General features: G+C 67.0%; 14 protein-coding genes. 7 read left to right on the top strand and 7 right to left on the bottom strand.

Going from position 1 to position 14,658, the window contains the following annotated elements:
- Positions 1-94 precede the first annotated feature (94 nt).
- Positions 95-601 carry a metallophosphoesterase family protein gene (locus tag FZP69_RS20115; protein ID WP_152043138.1) on the bottom strand — a complete coding sequence of 169 codons (507 nt, stop codon included), beginning with the start codon at positions 599-601 and terminating at the stop codon, positions 95-97.
- A gap of 713 nt (positions 602-1,314) precedes the next feature.
- Here FZP69_RS20115 and FZP69_RS20110 point away from each other — a divergent pair.
- Complete coding sequence (locus tag FZP69_RS20110; RefSeq protein WP_152043137.1) at positions 1,315-1,959, top strand: bifunctional 4-hydroxy-2-oxoglutarate aldolase/2-dehydro-3-deoxy-phosphogluconate aldolase; 645 nt, start codon at positions 1,315-1,317, stop codon at positions 1,957-1,959.
- Between the two features lie 24 nt (positions 1,960-1,983).
- On the opposite strand, the gene FZP69_RS20105 is transcribed toward FZP69_RS20110, so the two are convergent.
- A complete protein-coding gene (locus tag FZP69_RS20105; protein ID WP_152043136.1) occupies positions 1,984-2,907 on the bottom strand; it encodes a dihydrodipicolinate synthase family protein in 924 nt (307 codons plus the stop codon).
- Positions 2,908-3,026: 119 nt separating this feature from the next.
- A complete protein-coding gene (locus tag FZP69_RS20100) occupies positions 3,027-3,965 on the bottom strand; it encodes an acetamidase/formamidase family protein (protein WP_152043135.1) in 939 nt (312 codons plus the stop codon).
- 149 nt (positions 3,966-4,114) lie between these two features.
- Between FZP69_RS20100 and FZP69_RS20095 the strand changes: the two genes are divergently transcribed.
- The gene (locus tag FZP69_RS20095; RefSeq protein WP_152043134.1) at positions 4,115-5,230 is read left to right on the top strand and encodes a mandelate racemase/muconate lactonizing enzyme family protein; all 1,116 of its coding nucleotides are present in this window, start codon (positions 4,115-4,117) and stop codon (positions 5,228-5,230) included.
- Positions 5,231-5,284: 54 nt separating this feature from the next.
- Here FZP69_RS20095 and FZP69_RS20090 read toward each other — a convergent pair whose 3' ends face one another.
- Both FZP69_RS20090 and FZP69_RS20085 read right to left on the bottom strand, forming a co-directional pair.
- Entirely contained in the window at positions 5,285-6,133 is an 849-nt protein-coding gene (locus FZP69_RS20090; RefSeq protein ID WP_152043133.1) for an SDR family NAD(P)-dependent oxidoreductase, read from the bottom strand.
- Entirely contained in the window at positions 6,130-7,272 is a 1,143-nt protein-coding gene (locus FZP69_RS20085) for a mandelate racemase/muconate lactonizing enzyme family protein (RefSeq protein WP_192918668.1), read from the bottom strand. The genes FZP69_RS20090 and FZP69_RS20085 overlap by 4 nt, the downstream gene beginning before the upstream one ends.
- A gap of 519 nt (positions 7,273-7,791) precedes the next feature.
- Here FZP69_RS20085 and FZP69_RS20080 point away from each other — a divergent pair.
- The 5 genes from FZP69_RS20080 (at position 7,792) to FZP69_RS20060 (ending at position 12,628) form a co-directional block, all read left to right on the top strand.
- Positions 7,792-8,787 carry an LLM class flavin-dependent oxidoreductase gene (locus FZP69_RS20080; RefSeq protein WP_192918667.1) on the top strand — a complete coding sequence of 332 codons (996 nt, stop codon included), beginning with the start codon at positions 7,792-7,794 and terminating at the stop codon, positions 8,785-8,787.
- 173 nt (positions 8,788-8,960) lie between these two features.
- On the top strand, positions 8,961-10,367 hold the full coding sequence (locus FZP69_RS20075; RefSeq protein WP_394350166.1) for an ABC transporter substrate-binding protein: 1,407 nt from the start codon (positions 8,961-8,963) through the stop codon (positions 10,365-10,367).
- Positions 10,368-10,391: 24 nt separating this feature from the next.
- Positions 10,392-11,336 (top strand): carbohydrate ABC transporter permease, encoded by a 945-nt coding sequence (locus FZP69_RS20070; RefSeq protein ID WP_152043130.1) that lies wholly within the window; start codon positions 10,392-10,394, stop codon positions 11,334-11,336.
- Positions 11,333-12,181, top strand: a complete 849-nt coding sequence (locus FZP69_RS20065) for a carbohydrate ABC transporter permease (protein WP_240137729.1) — start codon at positions 11,333-11,335, stop codon at positions 12,179-12,181. The genes FZP69_RS20070 and FZP69_RS20065 overlap by 4 nt, the downstream gene beginning before the upstream one ends.
- Before the next feature lie 69 nt (positions 12,182-12,250).
- Positions 12,251-12,628, top strand: a complete 378-nt coding sequence (locus FZP69_RS20060) for a RidA family protein (RefSeq protein ID WP_152043129.1) — start codon at positions 12,251-12,253, stop codon at positions 12,626-12,628.
- A 44-nt stretch (positions 12,629-12,672) separates the two neighbouring features.
- On the opposite strand, the gene FZP69_RS20055 is transcribed toward FZP69_RS20060, so the two are convergent.
- Both FZP69_RS20055 and FZP69_RS20050 read right to left on the bottom strand, forming a co-directional pair.
- A complete protein-coding gene (locus FZP69_RS20055) occupies positions 12,673-13,467 on the bottom strand; it encodes a creatininase family protein (protein ID WP_152043128.1) in 795 nt (264 codons plus the stop codon).
- A 42-nt stretch (positions 13,468-13,509) separates the two neighbouring features.
- Entirely contained in the window at positions 13,510-14,613 is a 1,104-nt protein-coding gene (locus FZP69_RS20050) for an ABC transporter ATP-binding protein (RefSeq protein ID WP_152043127.1), read from the bottom strand.
- Between the last annotated feature and the right edge of the window lie 45 nt (positions 14,614-14,658).

The following is a 14,658-nucleotide window of genomic DNA, read 5'->3' as shown; positions in this document are numbered from 1 at the left end:
TGGCGGCACGATCGGACGCGGACGCGAGCGGACACGGTCCCACGCGGTAACAAACACGAACGCGGACAGGACGGACGTGAGACACGACCCGCGCTCACTCTTCGAGCAGTTCCACGTCGAGGCTCGCACCCTCGACCCGGACCGAGTACATCGTCGCCCGCGACCCCGGCGTCGCACCGGTCGCCGTGCCGGGGTTGAGGAGGCGGAGCCCCTCGACCGTGGTGTCGGTCGGTGTGTGGGTGTGGCCGGCGACGCCGACGACACGCTCGGCGTCGTCGTCGGTCGTTTGCCGGACGAGTCTGGCGACGCGCTCGGGACACGACTCCTGCGGGCCGGTGCCGTGGACGACGACGAACGTCACGTCCTCGACGACGAACTGCGCGACGTCCGGGAGGTCGATGGCCGGCGGGTCGATGTTCCCCGCGACGGCAGTCAACCCGGTCGCGAGCCCTTCGATCGTCTCTAGCGTCTCAGGGTCGTCGAAGTCGCCCGTGTGGATGGTGTGGTCGGCCGCGCGGACGCGCTCGCGGACCCACTGCGGCACCGCGGCTTCGCGGCCGGGGACGTGCGTATCCCCGATGACGGCGAGGTCGGTCGACATGCTGGGACTATTCGACCTCACCGACAAAATTCGTTTCCCGCGACACGTCGAACGCCTCGGGTGGAACCGAGTGCGTTTTTGCCGTTCGAGCGGAACGTAGATCCGGTGGCAGTGACGACAGTTACCCCCTCCGAGCCCCGTGTGACGAGGCCGTCTCCCGAGCCACCGTTCTCCTGACGCGTCGATCGATCACCGCTTCGAGCGCCGACAGTGCCACAGCGGTGTGTTCGACCCGCGGCCAGCACGCCGTGGAGTCTTCTGGACTCTCCGAGAGGCCGACCATCGTCGACACGTGGATCCGATATTTACACAAGTATTCGGATTAAAGGCGTTACGAGAGGTGTGTCTGAATCGCCGTGAACGGCGGACGAATCGTCTCTGGACGGTTGAAACGCGATCTGAGGCCAGCCAGCCGTTATTATTCGTGCTATTTCTCTGTAATCGACCAATGAGGACGAGATATAAAATTCTGACTCGTTTTATTGAATACTAGACAATCTCGAATTCGTGAATCGACGTCACTGGGAATTATGGGTGAACCGATTCGAATTTTAACGAGAAATATTCGATAGGCGAGTGACGCCGTGTGAATCCCGTTCGGGCCCGGTCGACCGGGCGTCGGGGAGTCAGGAGACGTCGGTGTCGTCGCGGGCGTCGACGACCGGCGGCGTGCGACCGACAGTATATTACGAGGGACCGTGTCGACTCACACGATGACCGAGCCGGATCCGTCGACGGTGTTCGACAGTGGAATCGTGGCCATCTTGCGGGGCGTCCCGACCGACGACGTGTGTCGCGTGGTCAGGGCGATCCTCGACGGTGGCGTCACGTCGGTCGAGATCACGGCGAACACGGACGGCTTTCTCGACCAGCTGTCGGCGGTCGCCCCGGTCGTCGCCGACCGCGGCGGCGTGCTCGGTGCCGGGACGGTCCTCGACCCCGAGACGGCCGTCGCCGCGCTCGACGCGGGCGCGTCGTTCGTCGTCACGCCGACCCTGAACGAGGCCGTCGTCGAGACGTGCAACCGGTACGGCGTCGTCTCGATTCCCGGCGTCCTGACGCCGACGGAGGCGCTCTCGGCTGTCGAGGCCGGTGCCGACGCCTGCAAGATCTTCCCCGCGTCGTCGGTCGGGCCGGCGCACGTCGCTAGCGTTCGTGGCCCTCTCCCGCAGCTCCCGCTCGTTCCGACCGGTGGGATCGGCCCCGAGAACGCGGCAACGTACTTCGAGGCCGGTGCGGTCGCGCTCGGCGTCGGCAGCTCGATCACCCCGGACGAGGCCGTTCGAACTGGCGACCTCGAACGAATCACCGACAACGCCCGGACGCTGGTCGACGTCGCCACCGACTATCGGGCGTAACTCGTCCGCGATCGGAGCCGCTCCTCAGACGTCGAGTTCGAGGATGCGTTCGTAGTACGACTCGCAGCGTTCTCTGTCTCGCTCGGCGAGATCGACGAGCGGCTCTCGAACGGGTCCGCCGTACTGGCCGGCGAGCTCCAGCCCGTACTTGACCGCGGGGACGTTGTTGCCGGCGCTCATGTGGTTCCCCGCCCCCGGCTCTTCGCGGAGTTCCTCGTACGGTCGGAGGACGTCTCGAACGTGTCGGGCGCGGTCGAGGTCACCGTCGCGGATCGCGTCCATCAGCGCGAGGACCGCCCCGGGGACGAAGTTGCCGATACCCGTGGTGAACGCGTCGGCCCCCTCCGCGGCGAACGACGGGACGAACCGTTCGGCGATGCCGACCGACCAGACCACGTCCCCTTCGCTCTCCGCGACGGCTCTCGCGAACAGGTTCACGTCGTTCTGTGCGAACTTCACGGCGACGACGTTCTCGATCGCGGTCAGCGTGGCGACGTTCTCGACGCTGAGCCGCGGCCCGCGCTTGTAGAGCACTACGCCGAGATCCGTCGCGTCGGCGATGCATCGGTAGTAGTCGGCGACGCCCTCCTCGTGGAGGTACGTGTGGGCGGGGTACATCACCATTACCCCGTCGACGCCCGCGTCCTCGTACGCAGACAGCAGCGACAGCGCCGTCTTTGTCGAGCCGCCGAGACCGGCGACGACGGTGAGGTCGTCACCGACCGTCTCGACTGTCGTCTCGACGACGGCGACCCGCTCCTCGTGGGAGAGCGAGTAGTACTCGCCGGTGTTGCCGTTGGGGATGACGACACCGGCACCGGCGTCGCGGAGGAAGCGGAGGTTGTCGGCCAGTGCGTCGTGTCTGACGGCGTCGCCGTCCGCCGAGAACGGTGTCGGCGTCGTGAACGCCGCATCCCGGAGGTTCGTCTTCAGTGCCTCGAATGTCATCGGTCTCACGCACACCGAACGCGGACAAAAGAGTGCCGGCGTCGGCAGCGTACGTGGACGACGGCGCGGGACGAACACGGCGTGATGCGAGCCGAGACCGACACGGACCGGGCGACGGCTCAGTCGAGGAGGGCTTTCGGGAGGCCGGCGGCGACACAGTTGAAGTTGCCGACTAGCAGCCGTCCCGCGACCGCCGCCAGTCTGAGCGCGTCGTACCGGTCGGTCCCCCGTGTTTCGAGCCAGCCGACGAGGAGGACGAACGCCAGTCGGATCGCGTCCTCGAACGTGCTGAACGGCGTCTTCGCCGCGACGGCGTACAGGTAGGTGTCGGTCTCGACGCGCGGCCACGACAGGTCGTGACCCCGGAGGAGGTCGACCTGGAGCGTCGTCCGTGCGGGCATCTCCGCGGCCACGCCAGTCACCTCCGCCTCGCCCTGCGCGGCGTGGGCGTCGCCGAGCGCGAGGAGCGCGTCGGGGACGTTCACCGGGAGGTAGACGGTACTTCCGGGGTGGACGATCGGGAGGTCCATATTGCCGCCGTGTGGGCCGGCCGGTCCGTTCGGTGCTGGTGTCCGGGCCGGAGCCGTCCCGATCGTCCCGAGCATCGGCTCGTACGGGACCGTATGACCGTCGACGTCGATCGTCCCCTCGGCGTCGTCTCCGTCCAGTCCGATCGCGAGCTCCCGGGCTTCCTCGGGCGGGTCGACGCCGACGAAGTCGTCCATCGCCCGCCGCGAGGCCATCGGTCCGAGATACCACCACCACGAGGGGACGTACGTCGACGCCCGCCCCTCCAGCGGCTCGATCGACTCGACGTGGACCGCGAGCGTGTCGCCGGGAGAGGAGCCGTCGACCGCGATCGGTCCGGACAGCGGGTTCGAGCGGGGTTCGGTCGAACGGTCTCGGTGCCCCTCGGCGAAGAGCTGCCCGTGGTAGGAGTCTTCCGACTCGACGACGAGGCGTTCGCCGGGATCGACCGTGAGGAGGGGGTCGTCGTCCGGATCGAACGCGTAGCGGTAGCCCGCCCGCTCCTGTGTCTCGCGCGTGATGCGATGCATGACGCCGACTCCACCCGGGAGGGGCAAAGCGTTTGCGTCGAAGGGACGGACCGGTGGTTCGCCCCGTGGACGTCGTGAGAGTCGAGGCGATCGGGTGAGTGGTGACCGACGGTGGATTTATGAAACCCGGCCGCAGGCTTTCGGGCACGATGGAGATCACGAACCTCGAGGCTATTCCCGTCGCGATGGACGTCAAACCGCTCGCCGAGGAGGACGGCCTCGCACCGTACGTCACGAACCACGGTGCGGTCGAGACGATGGAGCGGATGCTCGTCCGACTCGACACCGACGAGGGGATCACGGGCTGGGGCGAGATGCGGACCACGCTCTCCGCGGCAGCGACCAAGACCATCCTCGAACACGACGTCGCTCCCGAGGTCGTGGGAAGAGAGGTGTGGGAGATCGAGGCGTTCGCCGACTCCTTCTTCTACGAGTATATGGACACGCGGACGTTCGTCGGCGGCGTCGAGATGGCGATGTGGGACGCGCTCGGGAAGTACCGCGACGCGCCCGTCCACCAGTTGCTCGGCGGGAAGTGCACCGACGCGGTCGACTTCGCGTACTGCGTCGGCATCCTGAGCCCCGAGGAGTCGCGCCCGCACGCCCGGCGTGCGCTCGAGAAGGGCTTCGACGTGCTGAAGACCAAGGCCGGCCGCGACTGGAAGCAGGACGTCGCTCGGATCGTGGCGATGCACGACGAGGTCGACGGCGAACTCGAGTTCCGGCTCGACCCGAACCAGGGGTGGACGTTCGAGGACGCCGTCCGCGTCGGTGCGATGCTCGAAGACGAGAACATCTACCTCCAGTACATGGAGCAGCCCATCCGGATCGACAGTTTCGGGACGATGAAACGCCTACGCAACCGGCTCAAGACGCCGATCGGCGCGAACGAGGACATGTACTTCCAGCGGAACCTGCTCCAGATGGGCCGCGAGGACGCCATCGACGTCGGCGTCGTCGACATCATCCCCTCGGGGGGGATCCTCGGGATGAAACGGCTCGCCGGCACCGCGAGCGATCTCGGCATCTCGCTGTCACACCACTGCGCGTTCGACCTCGGCGTGAAAACCGCGGCCATCCTCCACGCCGTCTCCACCACGCCCGAGATCAACCTCGCGCCCGACACCGTCTACTACGCGTGGGCGGACGACATCATCGAGACGCCCTTCACCGTCGAGGACGGGGAGATCGCCGTGCCGGACGCGCCGGGACTCGGCGTCACGGTCGACGAGGAGAAGGTCGAAACGTACCGCGTCGAACCCTGAGCGCCGCGGGCGTCGACCTGTGGTTCGATCCGTCTCGCCGTCCCCTCGAACCGATCACTCGGGGCGGGTCGGCACGTCGTCGACGTCGTAGACGAGCTGTTCGAGACCGTGGTCCAGCCCCGCGGTCAGCCCGCCGTCGACGACGAGTTCCGTCCCGGTGACGAACGACGACTGGTCCGAGGCGAGAAAGAGCGCGGCGTCGGCGACCTCCTCGGGGCGGCCGAACCGCGCGAGCGCGTACTGTTCGAGCCACTCGTCGCGGGCCGGACCGCCGCCGCTCTCCTCCATCTCCTCCTGCCGGGATCGGGTCTCGATAGTCCCCGGACAGATGACGTTCGAGCGGATCCCGTGGCGGCCGTACTGGGTCGCGATGTTCCGCGATAGCGAGAGAACGCCGGCCTTCGCCGCCGAGTAGGCGGTGAGACCGATGCCGGTGAGCCCGTTCACGGAGGACATGTGCACCAGCCGCCCACCGTTGCCGGCCACCATCGCGGGCACGGCCTCGCGTGCACAGAGGAAGGACCCTTTGAGGTTCACGTCGACGTTGACGTCCCACGTCGCCTCGTCGATCCGGTGGAGGTTGTCGTCGCCCGCGAGCCCGCCGCCCGCGTTGTTCACCAGCACGTCGAGTCTCCCGTACTCGTCGAGCGTGGCGTCGACGAGTGCACGGACGTCGCCGGCGTCGCTCACGTCGGTCTCGACGAACAGTGCCCGTCCTCCCGCCGATTCGATCGCGTCGACCGTCTCTCGACCACCCGCGTCGTCGACGTCGGCGACGACGACCGACGCGCCCTCGTTCGCGAACCGTTCGGCGATCGCCCGCCCGATCCCCTTCGCGCTTCCGGTGACGACGGCGATCTCGCCCGCGAGGCGGCCGTCTCGCTCTGTCACCGGTGGGCTCATGGGCGCACCTCCGCGCCGTCGCGATCGATGTCGAGCGTGAGTCCGTACCCCGGCGCGTCCCGTGGCACGAGGTGTCCGTCGTCGTAGGCGACGGGCGTCGTGAGCACCGACTCCCGGTAGAGCGCCGGTCCCACGAGGTCACAGGGGTAGGTGACGGCCGTGTTCGCCGCTGCCAGCGCCGTCGCCGCGGCCGTCCCGGGACCGAGTTCGACGGTGCTCCCGAGACGGGCGTCGATGCCGGCGGCGGCAGCGAGGTCGAGCACACGGTCGGCGCGGGTGATGCCACCGGAGCAGACTTCGACGGTGAAGACGTCGACGGCGTCGGCCTCGGCGAGTGCGAACCCGAACGACGGGTCGAGAACGTGTTCGACGACGGGCGTCTCGGTTCGCTCTCTGACTTCGGCGAGCTCTTCGGGCACGAGGGGGATGTCGTAGTAGTAGCCCGGCGCGTCCACGTCCGGGTCGGGGTGGCCGACGGGGGTCTCGACGCCGTCGATACCGGCCGACTCGAACGTCGTGATGCAGTCGACCGCCTCCTCGACGGTCCAGAGCCCCTGGGCGTCGAGCATCACGGTCGCCTCGGGACCGGCGATCTCCCTGACGGCCTCGATCCGGGCGAGGTCGACTTCGGGCGAGCGCTCGCCCACCTTGAGCTTGAACGCCGAGAACCCCGCGTCGACCTTCTCGCGCACCTCGTTGCGGAGGGCGTCGAGCTCGTCCGCACCGCCACGGGTGAAGACGACCCACTGGATCGGCACGTCCTGCGAGTGCCCGCCCAGGAGCTGGTGGACGGGCACGCCCAGTTCGGAGCCGACGAGATCGTACAGCGCGGTGTCGATCGCCCCGAGCGCCAGCTGCTGGAAGGAGTGGAACGCGACGGGACCGAAGTCGACGGCGTCGTCCATCTCGTCCGTGAGTCGTCTGATACGGCGGGGATCTGCGCCGACGAGGAACTCCGCGATCTCCGCCGCGATCGTCTCGTCGGCGGGCATCGCCGCCGGCTCTTCGACGTCCGGGATCTCCCCGACCCCGGTCGTGCCGGTGTCGGCCGTCAGTTCCACGAACGAACACGTGCTCGTCCCGAAGCCGTACCGTCGCTCGACCTCGACGGTAGTCACGTCTACGCCGGTCACTTGCATGGACGCCGGTGTGTGGGGACTCGACATAAATCATCGGGGCCGAAGGGGGGCCGCGATCCGTTCGGTGTGGACGCGGACGCTCGGCCGCGATTCGGTCGTCGGAGCGGGTCGTCGGCGTGGCCGGACCGACTGATACGGACGGCCGTCAGCCAGTGCCCGATGTGGTCGACTACGGTGATGGCGGTGACCCCCTCCGCGGCGATCGGCGTGCGGGAGCGAACGACCGCAGGGCGTGAGCGACCCACGCGAGGGGACGTGTTCGCGCCACCGTGCGCGAACACCCGGCTGGGGAGGGGAGAGGCATCTCGTTGCACACCGGGTGGCGCACGGTCTCTGTTTCATCGTGCTCTCGTTCTCGCCGGCACTCTCGTCGCACCCTCGTTCTCACCGGCCCTCTCGTCACGCCGTCTTCCCGCATCGCGGAGCACGTTCGGAGGACGCGCCGGTCCTCTCTGTCGGGTACCACTTCCCACGCCCCCGAACCTTCTTGTACCGCACTCTCGACAGCGAAGCCAGGCTATGTCGCTGGAGATCCACTACAACGTCTACGGCTGTTTTCGACCGCCGCACGAGGACGTCGAACTGGCACGCGAGGCGGTCGACGCGGGGTTCGAGGGCGTCTGGATCGGTGACCACTTCCACCCGTGGATCCACTCGCGGCCGTACACGCACCACGTCTTGCCGTGGTTCGGCGCGCTGATGGAGGCGGTACCGGACGTCCCGGTCGGCACCTCCGTGACCTGTCCGATCATCCGGTACGATCCGGCGCTGCTGGCGCAGGCGTACGCCACCCTCGACAACATGTACCCCGGACGGGTGAACCTCGGCGTCGGGACCGGCGAGGCGCTGAACGAGGCTCCGTTCTACGACGGGGAGTGGCCCGACTGGGGGACGCGCGCGGGGATGCTCGTCGAGGCCATCAAGGTCATGAAACGCCTCTGGTCCGAGGACGAGTACATCCACCATGACGGGGAGTACTACGAGTACGAGGACGTCAAGCTGTACACGCGTCCGAAGACGGAGATCGACGTCCACTGGGCCGGGTGGGGACCACAGTCGTGCCGGGCGGCGGGGAAGTACGCCGACCACCTCATCACGGCGGCCCCCGCGGACCTGATCGCCGACCGGATCGTCCCGAACTTCCGCGACGGGCTCGAGGCGGCAGACCGGTCGTTCGACGACACGGACGTGACGACGGAGTTCGCCGCGAACTACGGCGACCCCGCCTCACTCGTCGCGGAGATCCGCGACCGCGGCGAGTACATCCCGGACGACACGGAGCTGGACAACCCGGACCCCCGCGACATCCAGCGCGTCGCGGACGCGGAACTCGCCGAGCTGAGCGACGAGGCGATCCGGTCGGCGAACCACATCACGGACGATCCCGAAACCTGGGTGACTGCCCTGGAACGCCTGGCGGACGCGGGCGTCTCGCGCGTCCTCGTCGGATCGACCTGTGGTGACCCCCGGGCGACGATCGACGCCTTCGCGGAGCACGTCCTCCCCGAGTTCTGACGATCGGCTGCCGCACGACGCCGGAGGTCGGACCGTGCAGGGCGGAGCGGGACCTGCGTCCCGGATCGTGCGGGGTTGCGGCCGACGTGTGTCCCGGCCCGCGCCGCGTGGAGACGGACGTGTGTGGCAGACTCCCAAACATATTTAGTAGAGTAGTCAGATATCGACTCACGATGGACTCAGACAGCCCGCAGTCCAACAGTACTGGCGGCGTCTCACGACGCGAGATGATGCGCGCCCTCGGCGGCGCGAGCGCAGGCGGAATGGTCGTCATCGCCGGATGTACCGGCGGTGGCGGTGGCGACGGCGGCTCCGGCGACGGTGAGTCGGGTGGCGACGGCGGCTCCGGCGACGGCGGTGGCGGCGGTGGCGGTGGCGACGGCGGCTCTGGCGACGGCGGTGGCGGGAGCAAGGGGACGATCCAGTTCCTCACGATGGGTGTGGGCGACAACATCCAGTCGTTCTTCGAGGAGAACAACGCCGCGTTCGAGGAGGAGACCGGATACGAACTCGACTTCACCTCGATCACGTGGGACAACGCCCAGTCGACGCTCGTCACGCGGGTGAACGGGAACAAGGCACCGGACACGAGCCGTCTCCCGTCGCGGTGGATCCCGCAGTTCCGCAACCTCGAGGCGATCGACCCGCTCGACGACCTCATGCAGGGCGAGTTCCTCGAGAAGTTCTACCCGAAGGTCGCCGAGACGACGCAGGTCGACGGGAGTTACTACGGCGTCCCGTGGGCGTACTCGAACAAGGCGTTCTACTACAACAAGGACGTCTTCGAGGAGGCCGGACTCGACCCCGAGAACCCCACGCTGGACACGTGGGACGACGTGCTCTCGGCGGCCCAGCAGATCAAAGAGAACACGTCGACGCCGGCGTACGGGCTGCCCGCCGCCGACCGGCTGACTACCGTCTCGCAGTGGCTCCCGTACCACTGGAGTCACGGCGCGGACATCATCGACGGCGACGGCGCACCGGTCGTCAACTCCGACGCCGGGATCGAGGCGCTCGACTTCTACTCCAGTCTGGTCACGGAACACGGCGTCACCCAGTCGTCGCCCCTCTCGTCGACCCGTCACGACGTGCGGAAGCTGTTCGAGCAGGGCGACGTCGCCATGCACATCGGACACGTCTACGTCGGGATCAACATCGCGAACAACGAGACGGGGACGAACTACGGCATCGTGCAGATGCCGCAGGGGCCAGATGGTCGGTACTCGCTGGCGACGACCGACAGCATGGTGATGTACTCGACGTCGGAGGCCAAAGAGGGCGTCAGGGAGCTCCTGGAGTTCTACTACGACACCGAACGCCGGTTCCAGTACTCGAAGCAGAAGGGGTTCATGCCGGTCGTCCAGGAGGTCGGCGAGCGCGACTACTTCGCCGAGGACCCCCTCTGGTCGCCGTTCATCGAGGCGTCGCAGTACGCCCGCTCGCGGCCGAAGCTCGCGAACCTCAACGAGGTCACCAACCGGCTCGTGACGGCGATCCAGGAGTCGATCGCCGAGCGCAAGACGCCCGAGACGGCGCTCAACGACGCCCAGGCCGACCTCGAAGAGATGATCGAGGGCTGATCGGCGGAGCTCACCACCGCTCCTATGTCCCTTCTCGACAACCAACAGGCCGAGAGCGCCACGCAGGGATCCGTCGATCGGCTGGTCTCGTACCTGCAGCGGAACTGGAACGTCTACGCGCTCATCGCGCCCGCCATTCTCTTCCTCCTGGCCGTGGTCGCCTATCCGATCCTCGAGACGCTCCGGCTGTCGCTCTACTCGGCCCCGCGAACCACGACGGTCGAGGCGTACGTCGGGCTCCAGAACTTCCGGGAGATCTTCGCCGACCCGTTCTTCTACCAGTTGCTCTGGCAGACGGCGCGCTGGGTGGTCCTCGCCGTGGTGATGAAGACACTGTTGGGTCTGCTCATCGCCGTCCACCTCAACCACGACATCAAGGGACGGAAGTTCTTCCGTACCACCTTCCTCATCCCGTGGGGGATCCCGTACGCCATCTCGGCGGTCATCTTCCGCTGGATCGAGCAGCCGCAGTACGGCTACCTCAACGCCATCCTCTTGAAACTCGGACTCATCGAGCAGCAGATCGGCATCCTCGGCGATCCCTCGATCGCCTGGCTCGGCGCGGTCGCCGCCGACATCTGGATCGGGACGCCGTTCATGGCGATCATCTTCCTCGCGGGGCTGCAGTCCATCCCCGAGGACCTCTACGAGGCCGCCGCCGTCGACGGGGCCTACCGGTGGGAGCAGTTCCGTCACATCACGATCCCCCAGCTGAAACCGGTGATCCTCATCGCGACGCTGCTGTCGACGATCTGGACGTTCGTCGGCTTCGACGTCATCTGGACGATGACGCGTGGCGGCCCGCTCGACTCGACCGCGACGCTCGTCATCTGGATCTACAAGACCGGCTTCGAGAACGGCAACCTCGGGATGGCCGCGGCGTTCAGTGCGATCGGCTTCGTCATCCTCCTGCTGTTCGCGATGCTGTACATCCGCGTCTACACCCGTGGCGGAGGTGACAGCCTGTGAGTGTCGGTCTCAGTTCGGGCGAGTCGACGCTCACGCGGGTCCGCGTCTACGGCGTCCTCATCGCGCTGCTCGGCGTGATGATGTTCCCCTTCTACACGATGGTCTCGACGACGCTGAAAGCCGAGGGCGACGTGTTCCAGTCGCCGGCGGACGTGCTCCCGCAGGACGCGACCATCTCGGCGTACCTCGACGTGTGGTCGCAGACGGAGGTGCTGACGTGGGTCATGAACTCCTTCATCATCTCCATCTCGACGGTCGTGCTGACGCTCGCGCTCGCCATCCCGGCGGCGTATGCCTGCGCCCGGAACGACTTCGTCGGCAAGCGGACGTTCCTGCTCTCGGTGCTGGTCGTCCAGATGTTCGCGCCCGTCATCCTCATCGTCGGGCTGTTCGACATCATCGTCGCGCTGAACCTGATGGACTCGTACCTCGCGGTCATCATCCCGAGCGCGGCGTTCACCCTGCCGTTCAACATCTGGATGCTGTACGGCTACTTCAAGACGATCCCGGTCGAACTCGAAGAGTCCGCACGCATCGACGGCGCCAGCCAGCTGATGGTGCTCCGGAAGATCGTGATCCCGCTGGCCAAGCCCGCGATGGTCGCCAGCGTGACCTACACCTTCCTCTACGCGTGGAACCGCCTGCTGTTCGTGCTCACGTTCCTCACGTCCAGTGGGAAGTACAACGTCCCGCGAGGGATCTTCTCGATGGTCGGCGTGTTGAGCATCGACTGGCGCATGATGCTCACCGTCGCCGTCATCGGCGTCGTCCCGCTTCTCCTGCTGTTCGCGTTCCTCGAGGAGTACATCGTCGCCGGGATGACGAGCGGCGCGGTCAAGGAGTAGGGACGACCGACCCACGTGGGTCGCCGCGGACACGTCCTTTTTTGTGCCCGGTCGTCGTCGACCGAGACGATGCGAGAGATTTCGACCGACGACGCACCGGCCAGTATCGGCCCGTACTCACAGGGAATCGTCGACGACGGGACGATCTACGTCTCCGGACAGGGTCCCATCGACCCCGAGTCCGGCGACATCGTCGGCGACACGATCGAAGAAGAAACGGAACGAACGCTCGAGAACGTCGGCGCGGTCCTCGAAGCGGCGGGCGCGTCGCTCGACGACGTCGTGAAGGCGACCGTGTTCGTCAGGGACATGCGCAACTACGCGGCCATCAACGAGGTGTACGGCGAGTACATGAGCGAGCCGTACCCGGCGCGGAGCGCCGTCGAAGTCGACGACCTCCCCGTCGACATCGGCGTCGAGATCGAGGTCATCGCCTCGGCACCCTGACCGACGCGTCGCGCCTCGGATCGCCGTCGCCGACCGACCGGTTCTTAGCGGTTCTGTTCGTGGATCGCCCGGAGTATGTGCTCGAGTTCGTCGCCGAGGAGGTCGTAGATCGCCTCGCCCTTCTCGGCCGAGGCGAGGGCGGGATCGCCGATCGCGCCCGTCTCGGAGTACTCGTCGAACGTCCGGTAGACCGAGAGTGGCCCACCCTCCAGGAGGTCTTTCCCGCCGTGATCGTACGGCTCGTGCCAGTACTCGGCGTCGCCCTCGCCGACGAGTTCGGGACGGAGATACGCCATCAGCGACGTCTCGAACTCGCCGCCGTGGGCCATCCCGCCGACGTCGCTGTCGCGGATCTCGTCGGCGAACGACCGCGCGAGGTCGAAGTACGTCAGCCCGAGCACCTGCGCCGAGGGGTGTTCGACGCCGACGGTGCTCACCGCCGAGGAGATCAACGAGGCGTTCCCGCCGTGGCCGTTCAGGAACAGAACCGCGTCGAACCCGTTGTCGAGCGCCGCATCGGCGGCGTCTTCGAGGATCGACAGGAGCGTCCGGTAGTCGACCGTGATCGTGCCACCGAAGGGCATGTGGTGAGGCGAGTAGCCCGACCACACGGTGGGCGTCACCAGCAGCGGGAGGTCGGACGCGACCCGGTCCGCGCCGAGGTGTGCGACGGCGTCGACGAGGATCGTGTCGGTCGCGACGGGGAGGTGGTGGCCGTGCTGTTCGATGCTCCCGACCGGAATCACGAGCACGGATCCGTCCGCCTCGGCCGTCTCGACGATCTCCGGATACGGCTTGCCGGCCCAGTCGCTCCGGCCGGCGCCAAGCGTGTCGTACATCGTTCGGTGGTCTTCGAGCGCCGAAATAAACCTTTCCCAGCCTCAGGTCGCCGGCGGCGTCCGTTCGCGGCGGTGTTCGATCCGGTCGCCGTCGGCGTCGAAGAGGTGGACGTCGTCGGCCGCGAAGCCGACGCGGACGACGTCACCCTCGTTCGGCCGGAAGGCGCTGTCGACGCGCGCAGTGAACGCCGTGCCAGTCTCCGTCTGGAGGTAGATGAAGTTGTCCGACCCCATCGGTTCGACGACGTCCACCGTCGCCGTGATCCCGTCCGACTCGACGATGGTGAAGTCCTCCGGACGGACACCGAGGGTGTACTCGCCGGGCGGCGCGTCGATCTCGCCGAGCGAGACCTCGAATCCCTCGCCGGAGACGGTCGACCCCGATTCGGTGTCGGCGAGCGTGATCTCGAAGAAGTTCATCGACGGGCTGCCGATGAAGCCGGCGACGAAGCGGTTGTTCGGTCGGTCGTAACACTCCTCGGGTGGGGCGACCTGCTGGAGTTCGCCGTCGTTGAGGACGACGATCCGGTCGCCCATCGTCATCGCCTCCGTCTGATCGTGGGTGACGTAGATTGTCGTCACGCCGAGTTCGGACTGGAGCCGCTGGAGCTCCGTACGCATCTGTGTCCGGAGTTTGGCGTCCAGGTTCGAGAGGGGCTCGTCCATCAGGAACACCTGTGGATCGCGGACGATCGCCCGGCCCAGTGCGACCCGCTGTTGCTGGCCGCCGGAGAGCTGTTTCGGGTACTGATCGAGGAGCGGTTCGATCTCCAGTAGCGTCGCCGTCTCCTCGACCGTCTCGGTGATCTCGTCTTCGGAGAGTTCGCTCGAGAGGCGGAGCCCGAACGCCATGTTCTCCCGGACCGTCATGTGGGGGTAGAGCGCGTAGTTCTGGAACACCATCGCGATGTTACGCTTCTGTGGCTGGGTGTCGTTGACGATCTCGCCGCCGATCTCGATCGTCCCGCCGGTCACCTCTTCGAGCCCCGCGATCATCCGCAGGGTCGTCGACTTCCCACACCCCGACGGACCGACCATGACGACGAACTCCCCGTCCTGTACCTCGAGATCTATGTCTTCGACGGCGACGACGGACTCCTCGCCGGCGTACACTTTGGTGACGTCGGTGAGTGTGACATCTCCCATGGTAACTCTTACCAGTAGTCGACTCGTCCGGCTACTTAACTCTGT

Origin of the sequence: Salinigranum salinum (assembly GCF_009176545.1) — an archaeon.
Lineage (GTDB): Archaea > Halobacteriota > Halobacteria > Halobacteriales > Haloferacaceae > Salinigranum > Salinigranum salinum.
The sequence above is the reverse complement of the archived record's forward strand: the minus strand, read 5'-3'. Positions and strand labels throughout refer to the sequence as shown.